Origin of the sequence: Streptomyces sp. NPDC004667 (genome assembly GCF_040609475.1) — a bacterium.
Lineage (GTDB): Bacteria > Actinomycetota > Actinomycetes > Streptomycetales > Streptomycetaceae > Streptomyces.
On record NZ_JBEXKC010000002.1, the window covers coordinates 48321 to 69591 of the forward strand.

Annotated in this window: 18 protein-coding genes; 6 read left to right on the plus strand and 12 right to left on the minus strand. The window is 73.0% G+C overall.

Translation table 11 applies throughout. From position 1 onward, the window contains the following. Positions 1-79: 79 nt before the first annotated feature. Together ABZW32_RS01335 and ABZW32_RS01340 are read right to left on the minus strand one after the other, a co-directional pair. Positions 80-745, minus strand: coding sequence for a response regulator transcription factor (locus ABZW32_RS01335; RefSeq protein WP_356209631.1), 666 nt, complete (start codon positions 743-745; stop codon positions 80-82). Continuing rightward, entirely contained in the window at positions 742-1932 is a 1191-nt protein-coding gene (locus ABZW32_RS01340) for a histidine kinase (protein WP_356209634.1), read from the minus strand. Before ABZW32_RS01340 ends, ABZW32_RS01335 begins: the two co-directional genes overlap by 4 nt. Before the next feature lie 185 nt (positions 1933-2117). On the opposite strand from ABZW32_RS01340, the gene ABZW32_RS01345 reads away from it, so the two are divergent. After that, positions 2118-2702: a hypothetical protein gene (locus ABZW32_RS01345; protein WP_356209637.1), complete on the plus strand. Its 585-nt coding sequence runs from the start codon at positions 2118-2120 to the stop codon at positions 2700-2702. 10 nt (positions 2703-2712) lie between these two features. On the opposite strand, the gene ABZW32_RS01350 is transcribed toward ABZW32_RS01345, so the two are convergent. Beyond that, positions 2713-3285 (minus strand): cob(I)yrinic acid a,c-diamide adenosyltransferase, encoded by a 573-nt coding sequence (locus tag ABZW32_RS01350; protein WP_266842340.1) that lies wholly within the window; start codon positions 3283-3285, stop codon positions 2713-2715. Between the two features lie 223 nt (positions 3286-3508). Here ABZW32_RS01350 and ABZW32_RS01355 point away from each other — a divergent pair, with 223 nt between their 5' ends. From ABZW32_RS01355 to ABZW32_RS01365, 3 genes are all read left to right on the plus strand, one after another. Then, complete coding sequence (locus tag ABZW32_RS01355) at positions 3509-4357, plus strand: 3-hydroxyacyl-CoA dehydrogenase family protein (RefSeq protein WP_356209641.1); 849 nt, start codon at positions 3509-3511, stop codon at positions 4355-4357. Positions 4358-4514: 157 nt separating this feature from the next. Continuing rightward, positions 4515-4838 (plus strand): STAS domain-containing protein, encoded by a 324-nt coding sequence (locus ABZW32_RS01360; RefSeq protein ID WP_356209643.1) that lies wholly within the window; start codon positions 4515-4517, stop codon positions 4836-4838. A gap of 222 nt (positions 4839-5060) precedes the next feature. Continuing rightward, the gene (locus ABZW32_RS01365; RefSeq protein WP_356209646.1) at positions 5061-7676 is read left to right on the plus strand and encodes an ATP-binding protein; all 2616 of its coding nucleotides are present in this window, start codon (positions 5061-5063) and stop codon (positions 7674-7676) included. Between the two features lie 75 nt (positions 7677-7751). Here the strand turns inward: ABZW32_RS01365 and nucS are convergent, their stop codons facing one another. Then, positions 7752-8423, minus strand: a complete 672-nt coding sequence (nucS, locus tag ABZW32_RS01370; RefSeq protein ID WP_030235827.1) for an endonuclease NucS — start codon at positions 8421-8423, stop codon at positions 7752-7754. A 220-nt stretch (positions 8424-8643) separates the two neighbouring features. On the opposite strand from nucS, the gene ABZW32_RS01375 reads away from it, so the two are divergent. Further along, entirely contained in the window at positions 8644-9036 is a 393-nt protein-coding gene (locus ABZW32_RS01375) for an SCO5389 family protein (RefSeq protein WP_030235830.1), read from the plus strand. A 105-nt stretch (positions 9037-9141) separates the two neighbouring features. Here the strand turns inward: ABZW32_RS01375 and ABZW32_RS01380 are convergent, their stop codons facing one another. Then, positions 9142-10173 carry an LLM class flavin-dependent oxidoreductase gene (locus tag ABZW32_RS01380; protein WP_356209648.1) on the minus strand — a complete coding sequence of 344 codons (1032 nt, stop codon included), beginning with the start codon at positions 10171-10173 and terminating at the stop codon, positions 9142-9144. 244 nt (positions 10174-10417) lie between these two features. On the opposite strand from ABZW32_RS01380, the gene ABZW32_RS01385 reads away from it, so the two are divergent. Beyond that, a complete protein-coding gene (locus ABZW32_RS01385) occupies positions 10418-10744 on the plus strand; it encodes an ATP/GTP-binding protein (RefSeq protein WP_267012173.1) in 327 nt (108 codons plus the stop codon). A 12-nt stretch (positions 10745-10756) separates the two neighbouring features. On the opposite strand, the gene ABZW32_RS01390 is transcribed toward ABZW32_RS01385, so the two are convergent. The 7 genes from ABZW32_RS01390 to mce all read right to left on the minus strand — a co-directional run bounded on the left by ABZW32_RS01390 (position 10757) and on the right by mce (position 21159). Beyond that, positions 10757-11611: an ABC transporter permease gene (locus ABZW32_RS01390; protein ID WP_356209650.1), complete on the minus strand. Its 855-nt coding sequence runs from the start codon at positions 11609-11611 to the stop codon at positions 10757-10759. After that, positions 11608-12732: an ABC transporter ATP-binding protein gene (locus ABZW32_RS01395; RefSeq protein WP_356209652.1), complete on the minus strand. Its 1125-nt coding sequence runs from the start codon at positions 12730-12732 to the stop codon at positions 11608-11610. Before ABZW32_RS01395 ends, ABZW32_RS01390 begins: the two co-directional genes overlap by 4 nt. A gap of 179 nt (positions 12733-12911) precedes the next feature. Then, positions 12912-13688: an ABC transporter permease subunit gene (locus ABZW32_RS01400; protein WP_356209654.1), complete on the minus strand. Its 777-nt coding sequence runs from the start codon at positions 13686-13688 to the stop codon at positions 12912-12914. Positions 13689-13690: 2 nt separating this feature from the next. Next, a complete protein-coding gene (locus tag ABZW32_RS01405; protein WP_356209656.1) occupies positions 13691-14683 on the minus strand; it encodes an ATP-binding cassette domain-containing protein in 993 nt (330 codons plus the stop codon). Positions 14684-14761: 78 nt separating this feature from the next. Beyond that, positions 14762-15700, minus strand: a complete 939-nt coding sequence (locus ABZW32_RS01410) for a cellulose-binding protein (RefSeq protein WP_266573907.1) — start codon at positions 15698-15700, stop codon at positions 14762-14764. A 194-nt stretch (positions 15701-15894) separates the two neighbouring features. After that, entirely contained in the window at positions 15895-20550 is a 4656-nt protein-coding gene (gene scy, locus ABZW32_RS01415; protein ID WP_356209658.1) for a polarized growth protein Scy, read from the minus strand. A 180-nt stretch (positions 20551-20730) separates the two neighbouring features. Next, positions 20731-21159, minus strand: a complete 429-nt coding sequence (gene mce, locus ABZW32_RS01420; protein ID WP_356209660.1) for a methylmalonyl-CoA epimerase — start codon at positions 21157-21159, stop codon at positions 20731-20733. Positions 21160-21271 lie beyond the last annotated feature (112 nt).

The following is a 21271-nucleotide window of genomic DNA, read 5'->3' on the forward strand; positions in this document are numbered from 1 at the left end:
TTGACATGGCACGCTCACCACAGTGTTGCGGTGAGAGTAGAAAGGTCTGGACCAAGCGTCAAGAGGTCCAGACCTCGGTTCAGGCGTCGGGCTGGAACCCCAACTCCCTTGCCAATACGGCTGCTTGGACCCGACTGCGCAGGCCTAGTTTGCTCAGGAGGCGGCTGACGTGTGTCTTCGCCGTCGCCTCCGCCATGGTCAGCCGGACGGCGATCTCCGCGTTCGACAGACCCGCACCCAGTGCACCGAGCACCTCCCGCTCGCGCCGCGTCAGCGACTCCACCGCCGCCGCCGTCTCCGGGCGCACGGCGTCGGGGACCGGCTGCGGCGTCGCGAACTCGGCGATCAGGCGGCGGGTCACCGCCGGGGCGATCAGCCCCTCGCCGCGCGCCACCGTCCGCACCGCCGTGATCAGCTCCGCCGCGTCCGTGTCCTTCAGCAGGAAGCCGCAGGCCCCCGCGCGCAGCGCCCCGAAGACGTACTCGTCCAGGTCGAAGGTGGTCAGGACGAGGACGTCTGCCAGCCCCTCCGCGACCACCCGGCGGGTGGCCGAAACCCCGTCCAGACGCGGCATCTGCACGTCCATGAGGACGAGGTCCGGCCGCAGCTCGCGGGCCAGGCGCACCGCCTCCTCGCCGTCGGCCGCCTCGCCCACCACCTCGACGTCCCCGGCGCTGCGCAGGATCAGCACGAGGCCGGCCCGTACCGCGCTCTGGTCCTCGGCCACCACGACCCTGATGCTCACTCCCGTACCGCCTTCTCCTCGGCGGGCAGGACGGCCCGCACCCGCCAGACGGGACCCGCCGGGCCCGCCGTGAACGTGCCGCCGAGCAGTTCCGTCCGCTCGCGCATGCCGATCAGCCCCGCCCCGGAGCCGGGGGCGCGGGGGCCGGACCGCTCTCCGTAGGGGGAGTCCACGCCCACCGTCAGCAGCATCCCGTCGTCCTCGTGGGCCACCCTGACCGCGACCGTGCCGGGTGCCGCGTGCTTGAGGGCGTTGGTCAGCGACTCCTGCACGATCCGGTACGCCGCCAGCTCCACCGGGGCCGGCGGCGCCGGACCGTCCGCCCGGACGTCGTCCAGCACGAAGTCCAGCCCGCTCGCCGCCCCGTTGGCGCGGGCCTGCCCGACCAGTGCGTCCAGTCCGTCCAGCGAGGGCACGGCCACCGCCTCCTGCCCGGCGCCCGCATCGCGCAGCAGACCGATCAAGCGGCGCATTTCGGCCAGTCCTTGGACGCTGTTCTCACGGATCACCCCGAGGGCCTCCCGGCTGGTGGCGGGGGAGTCGATGGACAGTGCGGCGGTGGAGTGGATGGCGATCGCCGAGAGGTGGTTGGCCACCATGTCGTGCAGCTCCCGGGCCATCCGGGCCCGCTCGCCCGCCACCGCCTGCGTACGGTCCATCTCGGCCAGCAGCGCCGTCTGCCCGGCGCGCAGCCTGGCGGCCTCGGCGGCCTCCCGCTGGTTGCGCAGGGTGGCGCCCGTCAGCGCGGGGGCGAAGCCGATGATGCCGACGACGATGCCGATCAGCAGGGCCTGCGGGGTGCGCAGCCAGGCGAGGGCGGCGACGGTGGCGACGACGGTGATCAGGCCGGTGCCGACCGGCAGCCGGCGGGCCATGGCGGGCTTGCCGTAGACGACGGCCGCGTACATCAGGTCGGTGAAGATCACGACGGTGGCCAGGCTGCCCACGGTGAACTGGTCCGCGATCACCCCGAGGGTGCCGACGGTCAGGGTGAGGTCCGGCCGCGTGCGGCGCACCAGTTCCAGGGAGCCGAGCACCAGCAGCGGGACCAGGGCCGCCCAGTCGGGCAGGAAGTGCCGGTAACCGGTGCTGTGGACCCCGAGCGACCACAGCAGCAGGCCGGTGAGCACGCTGGCGACCGCGAGCAGGACGTCGTCGCGGTGCGGGGGAGGGATCTTGGGGAGCACGGTCCCATCCAACAGGGCGGGCGGGGCCGGTGCCTCGCCGCGGGGGCGGAGGAGCCGCTACATCGAAGGATGCAGTGGGCTTTCGTCACGGGGGACGAGGTGGCGGCGCCCGTCGGCCGGGACGCTGGAGGGGAACCGTGATCCCACCCCACCCCATCCCACCCCACCGGAACGGAGCGTGCGCCGTGCTCGTCGCCCTGATCATCGCCTGCGAGGTCGGCTTCTGGGTGCTGCTCGCCGCCGGACTGGCGCTGCGCTACCTCGCCGGGATGCCCCGGCTGGGGGCCGCCGTCCTGCTGTGCGAGCCGTTGCTGGAGCTGACCCTGCTGGCCGCCTCCGTCGTCGACCTCGCCAACGGCGGCGAGCCGGGCTGGAGGCACGGCCTGGCCGCCCTCTACCTCGGCTACACCGTCGGCTACGGGCGCTACACCCTGAAGTGGCTCGACCGGCACGCCGCCCACCGCCTCGCCGGTGGCCCGAAACCGCCGGGCGCGACGTACGGCCGGGAGCGCGCGGTCCACGAGTGGAAGCTGTGGGCGCGGACCCTGGCGGGCGCCGCCGTCGCGCTCGCCCTGCTCCAGGCGGGCGTCTGGTACGTCGGCGACGCCGCCGACACCGGTGCCCTGCGGGCCTGGCAGCTCGTGGCCCTGCGGGTCCTGGGCATCCAGGCGCTGATCGCCGCGACCTACTCGATCTGGCCGCGCAAGGCCCCGGCGGGCGCGGACCCGGCCGCCGGTGAGGCGGGGGCCCTGGCCGGAAAGGACCGCTAGGCCCCGTCGCCTAGCGTTCGCCGCCGGGCACCCACAGCACGTCGCCGATCTCCTTGTTGGCCGTACGGGCCAGGATGAACAGGAGGTCGGAGAGGCGGTTGAGGTAGGTGGCCGTCAGCGGGTTCATCACCTCGCCGTGCTCCTCCAGCGCCGCCCACGTCGAGCGCTCGGCGCGCCGGACCACCGTGCAGGCCTGGTGCAGCAGGGCCGCGCCGGGGGTGCCGCCGGGCAGGATGAAGCTGCGCAGCTTCTCCAGTTCCTCGTTGAAGGCGTCGCAGTCGGCCTCCAGCTTGTCGACGTAGAACTGCTCCACGCGCAGCGGCGGGTACTGGGGGTCCTCGACCACCGGCGTGCACAGGTCGGCGCCGACGTCGAAGAGGTCGTTCTGGATCCGGACGAGCACCTTGACGACCGGGTCCGGCAGGGAACCCAGCGCGATGGCGGTGCCGATCGCGGCGTTGGCCTCGTTGGTGTCGGCGTACGCGGAGATGCGCAGGTCGGTCTTGCGCGTACGGCTCATGTCGCCGAGGGCGGTCGTGCCCTGGTCGCCGGTACGGGTGTAGATACGCGTCAGGTTCACCATGCGGCCAGCGTAGTGCGGGGCCGCCGGGGACCCGAACGGCAGCCGCCCGCCGGCGGCGTCGGGTGAACTGGGGGGCGGCGCACGGGTGCTGAGCCGTACCGGTGTGATGTCCGTCATCTGAGACGTGACGCGTGTTACTTCACGGTCACACCGTCCCTCCCGGGCGCTAGTCTCCGCCGGAGAGGCCATGAGACTGGCCCGCATGGGAAACGAGGGGTGTGCAGTGGCTGGGAAGCTCGCCGTCATCGGTGCCGGACTGATGGGTTCCGGGATCGCTCAGGTCTCCGCTCAGGCGGGTTGGGACGTCGTCCTGCGGGACGTCACCGACGCCGCGCTGACCCGTGGTACCGACGGGATCAAGGCCTCGTACGACCGGTTCGTCGCCAAGGGCAAGATGACGGCCGAGGACGCCGAGGCGGCCCTCGCCCGCATCACGACGACCACCGACTTCGACGCGGTCGCCGACGTGGACATCGTCGTCGAGGCCGTCTTCGAGAAGATCGAGGTCAAGCACGAGATCTTCCGGACCCTGGACGAGCTGGTCCGCGAGGACACGGTCCTCGCCTCCAACACCTCCGCCATCCCGATCACCAAGATCGCGGCCGTGACGAAGCGTCCGGAGCGGGTCGTCGGCGCGCACTTCTTCTCGCCCGTGCCGATGATGCAGCTCTGCGAGCTGGTGCGCGGCTACAAGACGAGCGACGAAACCCTCGCCACCACCCGCGCGTTCGCCGAGTCCGTCGGCAAGACCTGCATCGTCGTCAACCGCGACGTCGCCGGATTCGTGACGACCCGTCTGATCTCCGCGCTCGTCGTCGAGGCCGCGAAGCTCTACGAATCGGGCGTCGCCTCCGCCGAGGACATCGACATCGCCTGCAAGCTGGGCTTCGGCCACGCGATGGGGCCGCTGGCCACCGCCGACCTCACCGGCGTCGACATCCTGCTGCACGCCACCGGCAACATCTACACCGAGTCGCAGGACGAGAAGTTCGCGCCGCCGGAGCTGATGCGCCGCATGGTCGACGCGGGTGACATCGGCCGCAAGAGCGGACAGGGCTTCTACAAGCACTGAGAACTACCGTTCGAACCTCCGCACCCTACGGGGTGAATTAGGTATCGGTTCGCTCACGGTCGGCAACTTCCCCGCCCGCGGGGCAGTCAGTTGCAGTGAGAGTTGCCGACCACGGACCAGTCGGACCAGACGCACGCAGTACAGCCGGGGAGCACACATGCACATCAGGGGCGACCACGCCGAACTCGCTGTCGGGGGTCGCCTCGACGTGCGCAGCGCGGCGGACGCCCGTACGGCCCTGCACACCGCCCTGGACCACGGCCACGGCGACCTGGTGCTCGACCTGACCGGACTGGACTCCTGGGACGCGACCGGACTCGGCGTGATCATGGGAGCCCACCGGCGGGCCGGGCGCAGCGGCCGGCGCCTCGTCCTGCGCGGGGTGCCGGACCGGATGCAGCGCCTCCTGGTGGCGACCCGGCTGCACCGGATCCTGGCGATCGAGGGCGGGCTGGAAGCGGAATCCCTGCCCCGGGTCTGAGCGGCCGTCCGCCCTTCCACTTCCCTCCGCCGCGCCCCGGACACAACCGGAGGAAACGTAACGGTCCGGTGGTGAAGACACCCCTGCGGTTCCCGCGCGCCCGCCCACGGTCTAGGGTTCGGGCGGAAACCGGACGAGTAGCGACAGCGGCGCGAGCGAAGGCCGGGCGTAATGACGACGGCGGCGACGGCGGCGCGCGCGACGCGATCGGGGGACTTGGTCATGGACCGTACGGACCGTACACAGGGGCAGCCCGAGCCGGGCGGACCGGCCGCGCACCAGCCCGCGATCGGACCGGCCGGGTCGCCCCCGGCGCCCCTGGCACCCGCCCGGATCGTGACCCTGACCGCGGGGGACTTCACCCTCACCGTCAACCCCGTCGACGGCAGCGAGATCGAGCCCCTGCGCCCCACCGCGGCCCCCGCCGCCGGCCGGGGCCCCGCCAAGCGCGACGCGGCCTCCCGCGCCGCCCGGGACACGGCCGCCCGGCCCCCGGCGCTCCCGGGACCGCCCGTCCCCGCCGTCCCCCTCCTGGGCCGTGACGGGGAACGGGAACGGATCGTCCGGCTGCTGGGGCGCGGACGCTCCGTCCGGCTGACCGGGCCCGCCGGATCCGGCCGCTCCGCCCTCCTCGACGTGGTCGCCCGGGACTGCGCCGGCCTCGCCCCCGACGGCGTCGTCCGGCTGAGCGGGTACGGCCTCCAGCAGCCCGCCGAGCTGCTGTACGCCCTCTACGCCGCCGTGTACGAGGCCCCCGACCGGCGCCCCGACCGTACGGAACTCCTCGCGCGGGCCGGTGAGATCGGTGCCGTCGTCCTCCTCGACGACCTGGAGCTGGGCGGCGCCGCCCTCGACGAACTGCTGCGCGCCACGCCCGAATGCGCCTACCTTCTCGCCGCCGCCCCCGACACCAAGTCCCCCTCCGACGACGCGCACCTGGAGGAGGTCTTCCTCGGCGGCCTCGGCCGGGCCGACTGCGTGACCCTGCTGGAGACGGGCACCGGCAGGCCGCTGACCGACGAGGAGACCGCCTGGGCGGGCGACCTGCGCTTCGCCTCCGAAGGGCTGCCGCTGCGCTTCGTCCAGGCCGCCGCCCTGCTGCGGCAGCGCGACGAGATCAACCGGACGTCCGCCCGGGACGAGGACGAGGAGCCGGGCGTCTTCGAGGAACGCCCCCGCGACCCCGCCCACGTGCCGCTGCCCACCCTCGCGGAGGGCGCGGCCCCCGCCGAACTGCTGGCCTCCCGGGTCAGCGAGTCGGCACGGGCCGCCCTGCGGATCGCCTGCGCGCTGGGCGGCGAACTCCCGCACCACGCGCACCTGCCCGCGCTGGTCGGTGACACGCACGCCGACTCCGCCGTCGCCGAACTGCTGGGCTGCGGGCTGATCACCCCCGTCGGGCCGCGCCACCGCCTCGCCGAGGGGGTCGCCCGGCAGCTGGAGGAGGCCGGGTACGGGGACACCGCCGCCGAGGAGGCCCGTACCGCCGCGCGGCACTACGCCTGGTGGACCGGGCACGCCTCGGTGACCCCGGAGCGGGTGGCGGCCGAGGCCGACGCGGTGCTGGCCGCGCTGGCCGGGGCCGATGTGGTGGCGGCCGTACTCCTGGCCCGCACGGCGGCGCCGGCCTTCGCCGCCTCCCTGCACTGGGAGGCGTGGGAGCGGGTGCTGCGGGCGGGTGCGGAGGCCGCGAGGAAGGCGGGGGAGGTCGCCGAGCAGGCCTACTTCCACCACGAACTGGGCGTGCTCGCGCTGTGCGAGGGACGCCTGGACCGGGCCCGTGCGGAGCTGGAGGCCTCCATCGGGCTGCGCGGCGCGCTCGCGGACAAGCGGGGGACGGTCGCGGGCCGGCGGGCCCTGGCGCTGGTCACCGACCGGGAGGCGCTGGGGGTGGAGGTGTCGCCGCCGCTGCGGCTGGAGCCGCCGGTGAACCTCCCGGGAGCCGCTCCGGGGGCCTTCCCCGGGGCCGCGATACCGGCCCGGACGCAGGCTCCGGCCCTGGGTCCGGCGCCGACGGCCGTGACGGCGCCGACGGCGGTAACGGCGCCGACGGCGGTAACGGCCGTGACGGCGCCGACGGCGGTAACGGCTGTAACGGCCCCGACCGCTGTGACGTCGCCCGTCCCGATGGTCAAGCCCGACGCCGCCGCGGCCGCCGGGCCCGTGGCCCCCGAGGGCTCCGAGGCCGTCACCCGGATCACCCCGGTGATCGGGCGCCCGTCGTCGCCGACGACCACGCCGACGACCCTGTCGCAGGTGTTCGAGGACGCCTTCCCGAAGCTTCCGCAGCCCGCGCCGCCGACCGGCCCCGGCCGTCCGGAGCCCGAACCGGCGGGGCGGCGCAAGACGGTGCTGCTCGCCGCCGCCGGCGCGCTCACGGTGGTCGCGCTCGGCACCGTGGTCGGCCTGGCGCTGGCCTCCGGGGACCCGGATCAGCCGCAGGCCCCCGCCGTGTCCTCGACCCCGGACACCCCGCCGGTGGTCCCGCCGCAGGTTCCGGGTGGCGGAGGGAACGATCCCGCACCGGAGCCGGGCGTCTCCTCGTCCCCGCCGCAGTCGGCGCCCTCCGTGCCCGAGCCGGGCACGGGGGAGTCCGGGAAGCCGACCCCGCCCGCCCGTACGACCGGTCCGCAGCAGCCCCCGCAGACCACCCCGCCCGCGACGAAGCCGGCCCCGCCGACGAAGCCCCCGGCCTCCTCCGAGGCGCCGGTCACGCCGACCCCGACGAAGCCGACCGATCCCCCGACGCCCACCGCGCCCGTCACGCCCCCGGCCACCTCGACGGCGGCCCAGTCACCGACCACGCCCCTGTCCCCGTCCGCGGCGGCGACGGCCTGACACGACGACGGCCCCCCGAGCACGCGCTCGGGGGGCCGTCGCCCATGTCGCGAGGACCGGCTCGCAAGGACCGGCTCAGAAGAGGCGGAGCTTGTCGTCCTCGATGCCGCGCAGGGCGTTGTAGTCGAGGACCACGCAGTCCATGCCGCGGTCGTTGGCGAGCACCCGCGCCTGCGGCTTGATCTCCTGGGCCGCGAAGATCCCCCGGACCGGTGCCAGGTGCGGGTCGCGGTTGAGGAGCTCCAGGTACCGGGTGAGCTGCTCGACGCCGTCGATCTCCCCACGGCGCTTGATCTCCACCGCCACCGTCGCACCCGACGCGTCCCGGCACAGGATGTCCACGGGGCCGATCGCCGTCATGTACTCGCGCCGGATCAGGGTGTAGCCGTCGCCCAGGGTGTCGATGCGGTCGGCGAGCAGTTCCTGGAGGTGCGCCTCGACGCCGTCCTTGATGAGCCCGGGGTCGGTGCCCAGCTCGTGGGAGGAGTCGTGGAGGACCTCTTCCATGGTGATGATGAGCTTCTCGCCCGCCTTGTTGACGACGGTCCAGACGCCCGCGTCGTCTCCCGTCCCCTCCTTGAGGGTGCACGGGGGCGACATCCAGTTGAGCGGTTTGTACGCTCGGTCGTCCGCGTGGATCGAGACACTGCCGTCGGCCTTCACGAGGATCAGACGGGGTGCCGAGGGCAGATGGGCGGTGAGCCGGCCCGCGTAGTCGACGGAGCAGCGGGCAATGACGAGACGCATGGTCGGCAACGCTACTCGACGAGAAGGCCTCCACGCGATTCGCCCCTGAAAGCCCCGTTCGCCGATGGCGCGTTGTATGCGCATTCTCCTGGTGCGGCACCCGGTGGGCGCCTACCGTGGTGAGCGGGAGGTTGCCGAGCGTGCACGCTGCGTCGCGGCCTCCCTCCCTGCCCGTAAGACTCCGGCAACCCAATCGTCCGGGGTCACGAGAGGAGAACCCATGTCGCTCGACGTCTCACCGGCCCTACTCGAACAGGCCGAGCGAGGCGAGGTCGACGAAGCCGCATTCGTCGACTGCGTCCGGACCTCCCTGCCCTACGCATGGGAGATGATCAGCTCGTTGACGGCCCAGCTGGAGGTTGAGGGCGGAGAGTTCGCCGACAACCAGACGCCGCCGCCGGACGAGCAGGCCCGTGGGCAGCTGCTGCGCGCGCTCGCGAGTGACGCGATACGCGGTGCGCTGCAGCGGCACTTCGGGGTGCGCCTGGCATTCCAGAACTGCCACCGGGTAGCGGTGTTCCCGCTCGATCCCTCGGTGGACGACCGGCTGGCCAAGTTCACGTCGATCCGCGGCCAGCTGCTCAACCAGTCGCCGGAACTGCGCGACTGCTAGCGGGACCGTACTCCGCTGCCGCTCCGTGTCGCGAAAGGTGCGACTGACACCGGAGCGGCAGCCCAGGCCCCTCCCCGGCCCCGGGCCCGCCGCGTCCCGCCCGCGTCACACCAGCAGCGGCAGGACCTCCGTGCCGAGCCGCCGCACGTTCTCCTCCGTCGCCGCGAGGTCTCCGGAGCCCTCGGTCAGCAGGGCGAAGCGCGTGATCCCGGTGCGTTCGGCCGTCGCCGCCAGCCGGTCCGCCGCCAGGGCGGGACTGCCGACCGGATGCAGGTCACACAGGAGTTCCGTGTAGGCGACGGGGTCGCGCATCGCGCGCTGCCGGCCGTCCACCGTCACATGGGCGTCCAGACCCTGACGGAACCAGCCCGGCATCGCCTTGAGCAGGGCTTCCCGGGCGTCCGCCGTGCGGTCCGCCAGCTGGCACACCCCGGCCGACACGTGCCCGGCCGCCCGTACGGTCTCGGGGGAGTGGCCGGCCTCCAGCGCGGTCCGCCCCCACAGCGCGACCATCTCCGCCTTCTCCTCGTCCCCGCTGTGCATGCCCAGCAGCATCGGCAGCCCCCGCTCGGCGGCGAGGCGCACGGACGTCGGAGAGGTGCAGGCGACGATCACTTCCGGCCCGGTCCCGTCCCCGTCCAGGGCCTGCGCCGGGCACGGTACGACGGCCACCTCGCGGAAGCGGTGCCGGTCGCCGGCCGCGCCCACCCGGGGCTCGGTCAGCCAGCGCCGCAGCAGGTCGAGGTCCTCGGGGAAACCCGTCTCGTAGGCCTCCAGGCCGCCCCCGAACACCTCCAGGTCCACCCACGGACCGCCCCGCCCCACCCCCAGGGTGAACCGGCCGCCCGAGGTGACGTGGAGCAGGGCCGCCTGCTCCCCGAGGGCCACCGGGTGCGTGCTGGGCAGTACGCTCACCGCCGTGCCGACCCGCAGCCGCCGGGTCCGCCCCAGCAGCAGGGCCGCCAGGGTCACCGCCGACGGGCAGACCCCGTACGGCACGAAGTGGTGCTCGGCGAGCCAGACCGAGTCCAGTCCGGACTCCTCGCCCACCTCGGCGGTCCGCACCGCCCGGTGCAGTGCCTCGCCCTGTCCCTGGCCCGGGAACTGGGCCGCCAGTACAAACGCTCCTACGCGCATCGCCTTAGCCTCCTCGCGGCTGACGCGGCCTCCCCCAGGTGGACCGACTCGTTGATGACATCAACATCTGATGGCAACAACGTCTGACACGTGCCAAAGGCACGGCCTGACGGCAAAGTTATTGAGATTGTCGGGCCGGTCCCCTCGTGGCGGTCGGCCTTCATCCGCCACCCTGCGGGTACCCGGGCTCGCTGCGCGTAGTCTGGAAGAAAGTCACTGTCGGCCGCCCCTTCGTGAGGTATACGTGTCACCGCGCCACAACCGCCCCAGGGGCGGCGAGACTCCGGACGAACGACCCGCCACCGGCCTCGACCGGTACGGCTTGGAGCGGACCGAGGAGTACCAGGGCGAGGAGTGGAAGGTCCGGCACGTGGCGGGGGCGAGCGCGGCGGGCAAGCGCTACCGCTGCCCCGGCTGCGACCAGGAGATCCCCTCGGGCACCCCGCACCTGGTGGCCTGGCCCGAGTACGGCGGCGTGGACGACCGGCGGCACTGGCACAAGGCCTGCTGGAACGCGAAGGACCGCCGCACCTCGAAGGTGCAGCGGTCCCGCAACGCGCCGAAGTACTGACCGGCCGGGGGCTCAGACGTCGCGGCGGCGCACCACCACGTACGAGGCCGCCACGGCGAGCGCGGTGACCAGGACCAGCAGCCCCAGCTGGGCCGGCGCGCTGGGGGTCGGGCTGCCGTTCATGCCGCTGTTGGGCATCCCGAAGAGCTGGATCAGCCCCACCGGCGCGTTGTAGCTGACCACGGTCAGGCCGATGCCCTTGGTGGCGGGCCACATCGTCAGGATCCCCCCGAGGACCGGGGGCATGGTGACCAGGCCGAGCATGACGGCGATCGCGCCGGCCGAGTGCCGGACGAGGGAGCCGACGGCGAGCGCGAGGACGCCCAGCAGGGTCACGTAGAGGCAGCCGCCCAGAGCGCCCAGCCACTCGCCGCCACCGTGGTGGCCGGCGGCGGGGCCGCTGTGCAGGAGGGCGGCGGCGATGCCCACGAACCCCACCGAGCCCAGGGTGACGCCGAAGGCGACCGTGCCGAAGACGAGGTACTTGGCGGTGAGCACCCGCAGCCGGTCCGGGGCGGCGGTGAAGGTGGTCCGGATCAGGCCGGTGCCGTACTCGGAGGAGACGGTCAGCACCCCGAGCACGATCACCGCGAGCTGGCCGACCATCATGCCGAAGAGGGCGGGTGCGACGAAGGGGATCGAGGTGTAATCGCCGGAAGAGGTCTGGAGCACGGCGAGCAGGCCGATGCCGACGACCAGGACCACGAGCGAGCCGAGGGTCCACACGGTGGAGCGCACGGAGGTCAGCTTGGTCCACTCCGAGGCCAGGGCGTGCCCGAGGTGGGGCCGTGGGGTGGGCAGCGGCGAGCTGTAGCCGTCGGCCCGCCCCGCGCTCGCGGGCGGGGTCGCGTCGGCGGTGGCGGTCATCGGGGTTCCTCGGGGCTGTTCTGGGCGGCGGGGGCGAGATCGGCGGCGCTGCCGGGCATCAGGAAGGGCCGGGTGCCGGCTCCGGGGGGCGGGGGAGCGAAGAAGCTCGCCGCGGTCTCGGCGGGGACCACGGGGGCCCGCGCCTCCTCCTCCCAGTCCGGGACGGTCAGCGGCTCGGGCTCCCACAGCTCCGCGCGCGGGTCGTCGGTGGAGGTGTACTCGACGGAGGGCTGGGTCATCCGCATGTAGGCCTCCTCCAGCGAGGCCCGGTGCGGGGACAGCTCCCACAGCCGTACGCCGGTCTCGTGCGCGAGGTCGCTGATGCGGGGCAGCTCCAGCCCGGTCACCCGCAGGGCGCCGTCGGGCTCCTGGAGCACCCGGCCGCCCGCCTTCGTCAGCGCGGTCCCCAGGATGACGCGGCCGTCGGGGCCGTTGCCCGCCGCGCGGACCCGGGCGAATCCGGCCGAGTTGTGCGTGATGAAGTCCTGGGTGCTCATGTCGGACAACAGCCGCCCCCGGCCGATCACGATCAGGTGGTCGGCGGTCAGGGCCATCTCGCTCATCAGGTGTGAGGAGACGAACACCGTGCGGCCCTCGGAGGCGAGGCGGCGCATCAGGTTGCGGACCCAGAGGATGCCCTCGGGGTCGAGGCCGTTGACCGGCTCGTCGAAGAGCAGGACCTGCGGGTCGCCGAGGAGGGCGGTGGCGATGCCGAGCCGCTGCCCCATGCCGAGGGAGAAGCCCTTCGTGCGCTGGCGGGCCGCGTCCTGGAGCCCGACCACCCCGAGGACCTCGTCGACCCGCTTCTCGGGGATCCCGGAGAGCTGGGCGACGGACAGCAGGTGCGCGCGGGCCCGGCGGCCGCCGTGCGCGGCCTTGGCGTCGAGCAGGGCCCCGACGTGCCGCTGGGCGTTCGGCAGCTCCCGGAAGGGGAGGCCGTTGATCGTGACGTGCCCGGCGGTGGGCCGGTCCAGGCCGAGGATCATGCGCATGGTGGTGGATTTCCCGGAGCCGTTGGGCCCGAGGAATCCGGTGACGTGACCCGGCTTGACCTGGAAGGAAAGCCCGTCGACGGCGGTCTTGGCGCCGAAGCGCTTGGTCAGGCCGACTGCCTCGATCATCGTGCTGCCCCTTGCCAGGCCGGGACGGCTCTCGCCCACGTACGCCTTAAGAGGATATCGAGTCCTCTCCGGTTCCCTCCCGGAGCGGATCCCTGAGGTCTCCCTGAGATCCGGCTCCGGGATGTCCCGTAGTACGGGAGGCGTCCGTCACAGGGAGGACGCCGGGCCACACCCGTCCCTCACGCGTCGCGCTTCTTGAGCACCAGGTACCCGCCGAGTACGGCCGCCAGCACCCACAGGAGCATGATCCCGAGGCCGCCCCAGGGGCCGTAGGGCGTCTCGGTGCTGCCCATGGCGTCCGGCACGATCTGCATGATCTTGGACCCCGCCTTGTCGGGCAGGTACTGGCCGTACTTACGGGTCGACTCGAAGCCGCTGAGGATGTTCGAGACGATCAGGAAGAACGGGATCAGGATGCTGATCGAGGCGACCGAGCTGCGCAGCATGGTGGCCACGCCCATGGAGAACAGGGCCAGGAGCGCCATGTACACGCCGGCGCCGATCACCGCGCGCAGGACGCCGTCCCCGCCGAGGCCGGTGCCGTGGTCCCCCAGGACGGCCTGCCCGAGGAAGAACGACACGAAGCTGGTCAGCAGGCCGACCACGAGCGCCAGCGCCGTGGCGACGGTGAGCTTGCCGAGCAGGAAGCCGGCGCGCGAGGGAACGGCGGCCAGCGAAGTGCGGATCATGCCCGTGCTGTACTCGGTGCTGACCACCAGCACCCCGAAGATGATCATCGACAGCTGGCCGAACGACATCCCGCTGAAGCTCAGCAGTACGGGGTCGAAGGTGGCCCGCTCGACCGGCTTCATGCTGTCGAAGCTCGAGCTGACCGCGGCGCAGAAGGCGGCGCTGAAGCCGACGGTGGCGATGAAGGCGATGGCGAGGGTCCAGCTCGTGGAGGCGACGGTGCGGATCTTGGTCCACTCGGACCTGGCGACGGCGGAGAAGGCCATGGTCACTTGCCGCCTTCGCGCGTCGCTTCGTAGCCGGCGCCCCAGGCGGGCGCGGCGGCGGGGGCGCCGGCGGGCGCGACGGCCCCCGGCGCGTGGGCGTGGTACTCGACGGAGTCCGCCGTCATCCGCATGAACGCTTCCTCCAGTGAAGCCCGTTGCGGGCTGAGTTCGTGCAGCACGATGTGGTGCTGGGCGGCCAGCTCGCCGAGCCGCTCGGCCGTGACGCCGTCGATCTCCAGCGTCCCGGTGGCGGGCACGCTGACGGCGTCGATCCCGGCCTCGTGCAGCACGTCCTTCAGCCGTTCCTGCTGCGGGGAGCGCAGGCGCACGTAACTGCGGGAGTTCTGCTGGATGAAATCGGACATCGACAAGTCGGCAAGGAGCTTTCCTTGTCCGATCACCACCAAATGGTCCGCGGTGAGCGCCATTTCGCTCATCAGGTGGGAGGAGACGAAGATCGTCCTCCCCTCTGCGGCCAGCCCCTTCATGAGATTGCGGATCCAGAGAATTCCCTCCGGGTCCAGACCATTGACGGGCTCGTCGAACATCAGGATCTCCGGATCACCGAGCAGCGCGGAGGCGATTCCCAGCCTCTGGCCCATCCCGAGCGAAAATCCTTTCGACTTCTTCTTGGCCACCGGGGTCAGGCCGACGAGGTCCAGCACCTCGGTCACCCGGCTCCGCGGGATCCGGTTCGACTCGGCCAGGCAGAGGAGGTTGTTGTACGCGCTGCGGCCGCCGTGCATGGCCTTCGCGTCCAGCAGCGCCCCGATGTGCTTCAGCGGTTCCGGCAGTTCCCGGTAGTGCTTGCCGTCGATCCGGACCGTACCGCTGGTCGGGTTGTCGAGGTCGAGCATCATGCGCATGGTCGTGGACTTCCCCGCCCCGTTGGGGCCGAGGAAGCCGGTGACCACCCCCGGTCTGACCTGGAAGCTGAGGTTGTCCACGGCGGTCTTGGCGCCGAATCGTTTGGTTAGTCCCTCAAGCTCGATCATGCGGCCACGCTAGAACGCCGAAGGGCCGTACGCCACCTCAAAAGAGTGACGTACGGCCCAACGCCGTGCGGTCGTGTATCAGCGGCTCTGCTGGGCCGGCACGCCCCGCGTCACGGGCTCGTCGTCGACGATCGGGTTGGCCGCGGCCACGGCCGCGCCGGTCAACGTCGCCAGCATCTCGCGGACGTTGGTCAGCTGCGCGTTGATGGAGTCGCGGCGGTTGGTGAGCGCCGCCAGCTCGCGCTCGGACTCGCTGCGGATCCGGTCGGCCTTCGCGTTCGCGTCGGCGACGATGTCCTCGGCCTGGCGCTGCGCGGTCTCCACGGTCTGGCGGGCCCGGCGCTCGGCGTCCGTACGCAGCTTCTCGGCCTCCAGGCGCAGCTGCTCCGCCCGGTGCTCGATCTCCGCGAGACGCTTCTCGGCCTTCTGCTGACGCGAGGCCAGGTCGCGCTCGGACTGCTCGCGCCGCTTGGCCAGGTTGGTCTCGAAGTCCGCGGCGGCCTGGGCGGCCTTGGCGCGGGTCTCCTCGAACAGGGCGTCGGCCTCCTCGCGCTTGGAGGCCGCGTCCTTCTGGGCCTCGGCGCGCAGGGTGGAGGCGTCGCCCTTGGCCTTCTCGACGATGCGGACGCCCTCGTCCTCCGCCTTCGACTTGCGGTCCGCCGCGAACGACTCGGCGTCGTTGCGCACCTGCTGGGCGGCCGACTCCGCCAGCTCACGGTGCTGCTCGGCCGCGCGACGGGCCTCCTCGCGCAGGTCCTTCGCCTCCTCCTCGGCCAGTCGCAGGATCTTCTCGACCCGGGCGCCCAGACCGGCGTACGACGGCTCCGCGTCGCTCACCTGGGCCTGGGCGTTCTGCGTTTCGAGATGTAGCTCCTCGATCCGCTTTTCCAGAGAGTTGATGCGTCCAAGTGCGCTGTCGCGGTCGGAGACCAGCTTGGTAATGCGGTCGTCCACCTGACCGCGGTCGTAACCACGCCGCACGAGCTCGAAGCCGAAGGGGGAGGAAGTGTCGCTCATGGGGTTCCTGTCGAATGAGACCGATGAGGTGCTACGTGAGGTGTTAAGGGGAATCCTAGGCGCCCGGGCGGCGTGTCATCGAGTCAATCCGGGTTTGCCCTGGACAATGACCCCCCTTTTGAGTGGCAAGACGGCAGAATGCTTGTCACTCCTTCGCCTGAACCTCCCTCAGAAGCACACATCTTCTGTTCTGGCTACCCCTCTGACGTCTTGCCACCCGAACGAGTGGAACCCGCTGTTGCCCCGGCCTTCACGCCCCCCGTGCCCTGGCCACCCAATGCGGGCTTTCCGCCACCCGAAGGTGCCTCGAATGATTCCAACGCCTCAAGAACGTCCTGGACACGGGAGATCTCCGCCTGAATGTCCTCGCGCCTGCGCACCAGGACCTCCAGCTCACGACGGCCCTCGTCGACGAGCCGCTCGGCCTCCGCCTGTGCCTCGGCGAGCGCCTTCTCGGCCTGCCGCGACAGGTCCGCCTTCTTCTGCTCGGCCTCCTTGAGCAGCGCCTCGGCCTTGCGCACCGCCGCGATGCGGACCTTGCTCGCCTCGCTGCTCGCGTCCGACACCAGCTCCTTGGCCTTGGCCTCCGCCTCGACGCTCTGCTCCGTCGCCGCGCGCACCAGCTTGTCCACGCGCTCGCCGGCCGACTTCATCTGCTCCGCAGACTCCCGGCGGGCGCGCTCGTGCAGCTCCTCGACCTCGGACTCCACCCGGCCGCGCAGGTCTTCCGCCCGCTCCCTTATGGCAGCGGCGTCCGTACGCGCCCCGACCAGCAGCTCGTCGGCGTCGGTACGGGCCTTCTCCACCATGGAGTTGCCCTCGACGGTCGCCTCCGAGGTGATCCGCGCGGCCTCCTTGCGCGCCGCGTCGACCATCGCGTCGGCCTGCTCCTCGGCCGCCGTGGTGGCGGCGAGGGCCTGCAGACCCGCCTCGGAGGTGAGCTTCTCGGCTTCCGCCGCCGCCTCCGTGATCAGCCGGTCCACCTGCTCCGCGGCCTCGGTACGGCGCTTGTTGGCCCCCTCGCGCGCCTCGTCCAGCAGCCGCTCCGACTCCGTACGGGTCTCGGTGCGCGTGCGCTCCGCGTCGCTCGCCGCCTCCGCCTTGACCCGCTCCGCCTCGGACCGGGTACGCGTCGCGTGCTCCTGCGCCGAGGCCAGCGCCTCCGCCGCGTCGGCGCGCAGCCGCTCGGCCTCGTTCTGGGCCTCGCCGACCGTCCGGTCGTTGTCCTTGCGGGTCTGCTCGGTGAGCTTCTCCGCCTCGGTGATGGCCTCGGTGATGAGCCGGTCCGCCTGCTCGGCGGCGTCCGTACGGAGCCGGCCCGCCTCGGTGCGGGCCTCGTCGAGCGTCTGCTCGGCCTCCCGCTCCGCACCCGCCAGGGTCTCGTTCGCCGCGACCGTGACGCGCTCCGCCTCCGCGGTGGCCTCGCCGATGATCCGGCCGCCCTCCGCACGGGCCTCGTCCAGGGTCTGCGTCGCCTCGGTGCGCAACCGCTCGGCCTCCGCCGCGGCCTCGCCGACCGTCAGCTCGTTGGCCGCGCGGGTCTCCTCGACCAGCCGGTCGCCCTCGGCACGGGAGTCGACCAGGATCCTCGCCGAATCCCGCTCGGCCGCGGCCAGCGTCTGCGCCGCCTGCGCCGTGAGCTTCTCCGCCTCGGTGGCGGCCTCGGTGATGAGCCGGTCCGCCTGCTCGGCGGCCTCGGTACGCAGCCGGTTGGCCTCGGCGCGGGCCTCGTCGAGCGTGTCCGCCGCCTCGGCGCGCAGCGCGTCGGCCGCCTCCTGCGCCTCGCCGACCGTCAGCTCGTTGGCCGTACGGGTCTCCTCCGTGAGCCGCTCCGCCTCGGCGGTGGCCTCGGTGATGAGCCGGTCCGCCTGCTCGGCGGCCTCCGTACGGAGCCGGCCCGCCTCGGTGCGGGCCTCGTCCAGGGTCGCCGCGGCCTCGGCGCGGGTGGCCTCGGCCGCCTGCTCCGCCTCGGCGGTCAGCCGCTCGGCCTCCGCCCGTGCCTCGTCGACCGTCAGCGCGTTCGCGGCCAGGGTCTCCTCGGTGAGGCGCTCCGCCTCCGCCGTCGCCTCGGTGACGATCCGGCCGCCCTCGGCGCGCGAGGACTCCAGGGACTCCGCCGCCTCGCCGCGGATCCGGTTCGCGTCCTCGCGGGCGTCCGCCCGGGTCCGCGCCGCGTCGCGCTCGGACGCCGCCAGGGCGTCCGTCGCCTCCGTGCGCACCCGCTGCGCGTACTCCGCCGTATCGGCGCGCAGCTGCTCCGCCTCGGCGATCGCGTCGCCGACCGTGCGCTCCGCCAGGGACTTCGCCGCGTCCGTCTCGACACGGGCCTCGCTGCGCAGCCGCGCCGCGTCCTCGGCCGCCCGCTCGCGGTCCGCGCGGGCGTCGGCGCGGACCCGGTCCGCCTCCTCCTCGGCCTCCGTACGCGTACGGTCCGCCGCGTGCTCGGCCGCGCTGCGCAGTCCTGCGACCTCCTCCTCGGCCTGCTCGTGCAGGCCGGCCACGGAGTCCCGCACCTGCTGGGCGGTGGCCTCCGCCGCCGCGACCAGCTCCGCGGCGCGGCTCTCCGCCTCCTCGGTCAGCCAGACCGCCTCGGCCTGCGCCTCCTCCGAGCGCTTGCGCGCCTGCGCCAGCAGTTCCTCGCTCTGCTCACGGGCCTGCGCCCGCTCGTTGCCCGCGTCCGTACGGGCCGCCGACAGGGTCTCCTCGGCCTCCCGGCGACGCCTCGCGGCCTCCTCCTGGGCGGCCGCGAGGGCCTCCGCGGCCTCCGCCGCGACCCGCTCGGCGGCCGCCTTGGCCTCGGCGCGCAGCCGGTCCGCGGTCTCCTGCGCCTCGGCGCGCAGCCGCTCCGACTCGGTCTCCGCCTCGGCGCGCAGCCGCACGGACACCTGCTCGGCCTCCGCGCGGACCCGGCCCGCGTCCTGCGCGGCCTCCGTGCGCAGTTGCTCGGCCTCCGCCTCCGACTGGGCCTGGAGGGTGCGGATCCGCTCCGCCGACTCCGCGCGCAGCCGGTCGTTCTCCTCGGTGGTCTCCTTGCGGATGCCCTCCGCCGCGGCGCGGGCGTCGCGCAGCGTCTGCTCCGCCGTCGTCAGCCGTCCCTCGGCGTCCGTGTGCAGGCGTACGAGCTCCTGGTCGGCCTCCGCCCGCTTCGCGGCCAGGGCCTGCTCGGTCTCCTCGCGCCGCGCCCGCACGGCCGCGTCCGCCTCGGCGGCCAGGGCCTCGGCGTGCTCCTCGGCGTCCGCGCGCAGCCGCTCGGCCTCCGCGCGGGTGCGCTCCAGGGTCTCCTCGGCCTGCCGGCGCAGGGTCGTCGCCCGCTCCACGGCCTCGGCGCGGACCCGCTCGCTCTCGGCGCTCGCGCCGCCGCGCAGCTCGTCCGCGTCCGCCTTGGCCTTGCCCAGCAGTTCCTCGGCGGTCCGGGCCGCCTCCTCGATCTGCTGCACCGCCTCGCGGCGGGCCTCCCCGCGGATCCGCTCGCCCTCGGCCACGGCCTCCGCGCGCAGCTGCTCCGCCTCGCCGCGCAGCCGCCGGGCCTCCTCCTGGAGTTCGACGGTACGGGCCCGGTACTCCTCGGTGTCGTCCTTCGCGGCGCCCTTGAGTTCGTCGGCCGTGGCCGCCGCCTGCAGGCGCAGCCGGTCGGCCTCGGACTCCGCCTCGCGGCGGATCCGCTCGGCCTCCTCGGACGCGGCACGGGTGGTGGCCCGGGCGTCCTCCGAGGCCTTGTTGAGCACGTCCTCGGCGGTGCGGGCCGCCTTCGCCAGCTGCGCCGCGGTGTCCTCGGCGGCGGCCGTACGGGCCTGCTCGCCGGCTTCGGTGCGCAGCCGCTCGGCCTCGGCGCGGGCGTCGGCCAGCGCCTGCTCGGCCTCGGTCTTGAGGGCCTCGGTCTCCTTGGTGGCCTCGCCGACCAGCCGGGCGACCTGTTCCTTCGCCGTGCGGGTGCGCTGCTCGTTGACGGACTCCGCCGAGGCGAGCTGCCGGGCGGCGCTCTCCTTGGCGTCCGCGAGCAGGGTCTCGGCCTCCGCGCGGGCCGCGCGCAGCGCCCCGTCGGCCTCCTGCACCCGTGCCTCGGCCACCCGGCCGAGGTCCAGGGTCTGCTGCCGGGTCTGCTCGGCCTCGGCACTGGTGCTGCTGCGCAGCCGCTCCGCGTGCTCGGTGGCCTCCTGGGCCTGCGCCGAGGCGGCGGAGAGGAGCCGCTCGGCCTCCTTGCGGGCGCGCAGCAGCGTGGATTCGGCCTCGGTGCGGGTGGCCTCCGTGTCGGCGGCGAGCCGGCGGCGGGCCTCCTCCACGGTCCGGGCGGCCTCGGCGCGGGCGGCGTTCAGCGCCTGCTCGGCCTCGGCGCGGGACTCGTCCATGAGCCGGCGGGCCTGGGACTCGGTCCGGGCGCGCAGCTGCTCGGCCCAGGCGACGTTCTCGTTGACGTGCGCCTCGACGGTCTGGCGGCGCTCGTTGAGCTCCTGGTCCAGGCGCTGGCGCCGGTTGACGGCCTCGGAGTGCAGCTCGGCCTGGAGGCGCGCCTGGTGCTCGGCGTGCTCCTGGAGGATGCGCTGGGTCTGGGCCCGGGCGTCGCGCAGCTCGCGCTCGGCGTCGGAGCGCATCTGGTCTGCCTGCACCTGGGCATTGCGGAGCAGCTGCTCCGCCTGGTACCCCATGTCCGCGCCGTCGTACGCGGGGCGGGACGCGAGATTGCGGCGCACCTCATGGAGCTTGGCGCGCAGCACCTCGACCTGATAGCCGAGGTCCTCCGCGTGCTGGACGGCCTTCCCACGCTCCTTCTTCAGCCGCTCCATCTCGGCCTCGAAGCGCGAGAGATGGTCGGCTTCGGCCTGATGGCTCTCCTGGCTTTCGTAGCCCCGCACAGCGCGGTCCCATCCGTCCCCTGGTCGCAAGCTCACTCCCAATTGAGCATCGCTCGCCCGCTGAACGACGCCCCCGGGGAATGGTGTCAGATACCGGGGCAGGGGTTCGGGCCCCGACCCCGTCTCCGCACCGAACCCCGGCCGAGCCAGTGCCACTCTACCGGCCGGGGAATGGGGGCATCAGTGATCAGGGTTTGACGTGACCAGTTCGGTGAGGACTCCGTGGCAGTCCTTGGGGTGGAGGAAGGTGATCCGGGAGCCCATGGAACCGGTTCGCGGCTCGTCGTAGAGGACCCGTACGCCCTTGCCGCGGATGGCCTCGGAGTCGCCGTCGACGTCCGCGGTGCCGAAGGCGATGTGGTGGACGCCCTCGCCGTTCTTGGCCAGCCACTTGCCCACCGCGGAGTCCTCGCGGGTGGGCTCCAGGAGCTGGAGGTAGGAGGCTCCGCCGTCGGAGGTCTCGTTGATCTTGAGCATGGCCTCGCGTACGCCCTGCTCTTCGTTGACCTCGGTGTGGAACACCTCGAAGCCGTACGTGGCACGGTAGAACTCGACGGTCTTGTCGAGGTCGAAGCAGGCGATCCCGATGTGGTCGATTCTTGTCAGCATGGGTCCAGTCCACCGCCGCGGAGGGTGGTTACGCAACGTGCCAGCGATCACACCGACTGCCCGGTGACGGGGCGGGTACTGCTCAGTACATTCAGGTAAACCCTCGTTCACT

What these genes read in the sequence shown, in the direction of transcription:
- ABZW32_RS01380 (WP_356209648.1), bottom strand. Translation starts at nt 10,173, where the DNA reads ATGCGCGTAGGAGCGTTTGTACTGGCGGCCCAGTTCCCGGGCCAGGGA.
- ABZW32_RS01375 (WP_030235830.1), top strand. Translation starts at nt 8,644, where the DNA reads ATGTCGCTCGACGTCTCACCGGCCCTACTCGAACAGGCCGAGCGAGGC.
- ABZW32_RS01390 (WP_356209650.1), bottom strand. Translation starts at nt 11,611, where the DNA reads ATGACCGCCACCGCCGACGCGACCCCGCCCGCGAGCGCGGGGCGGGCC.
- ABZW32_RS01395 (WP_356209652.1), bottom strand. Translation starts at nt 12,732, where the DNA reads ATGATCGAGGCAGTCGGCCTGACCAAGCGCTTCGGCGCCAAGACCGCC.
- ABZW32_RS01350 (WP_266842340.1), bottom strand. Translation starts at nt 3,285, where the DNA reads ATGGTGAACCTGACGCGTATCTACACCCGTACCGGCGACCAGGGCACG.
- ABZW32_RS01400 (WP_356209654.1), bottom strand. Translation starts at nt 13,688, where the DNA reads ATGGCCTTCTCCGCCGTCGCCAGGTCCGAGTGGACCAAGATCCGCACC.
- ABZW32_RS01410 (WP_266573907.1), bottom strand. Translation starts at nt 15,700, where the DNA reads ATGAGCGACACTTCCTCCCCCTTCGGCTTCGAGCTCGTGCGGCGTGGT.
- ABZW32_RS01405 (WP_356209656.1), bottom strand. Translation starts at nt 14,683, where the DNA reads ATGATCGAGCTTGAGGGACTAACCAAACGATTCGGCGCCAAGACCGCC.
- ABZW32_RS01360 (WP_356209643.1), top strand. Translation starts at nt 4,515, where the DNA reads ATGCACATCAGGGGCGACCACGCCGAACTCGCTGTCGGGGGTCGCCTC.
- ABZW32_RS01365 (WP_356209646.1), top strand. Translation starts at nt 5,061, where the DNA reads ATGGACCGTACGGACCGTACACAGGGGCAGCCCGAGCCGGGCGGACCG.
- nucS (WP_030235827.1), bottom strand. Translation starts at nt 8,423, where the DNA reads ATGCGTCTCGTCATTGCCCGCTGCTCCGTCGACTACGCGGGCCGGCTC.
- mce (WP_356209660.1), bottom strand. Translation starts at nt 21,159, where the DNA reads ATGCTGACAAGAATCGACCACATCGGGATCGCCTGCTTCGACCTCGAC.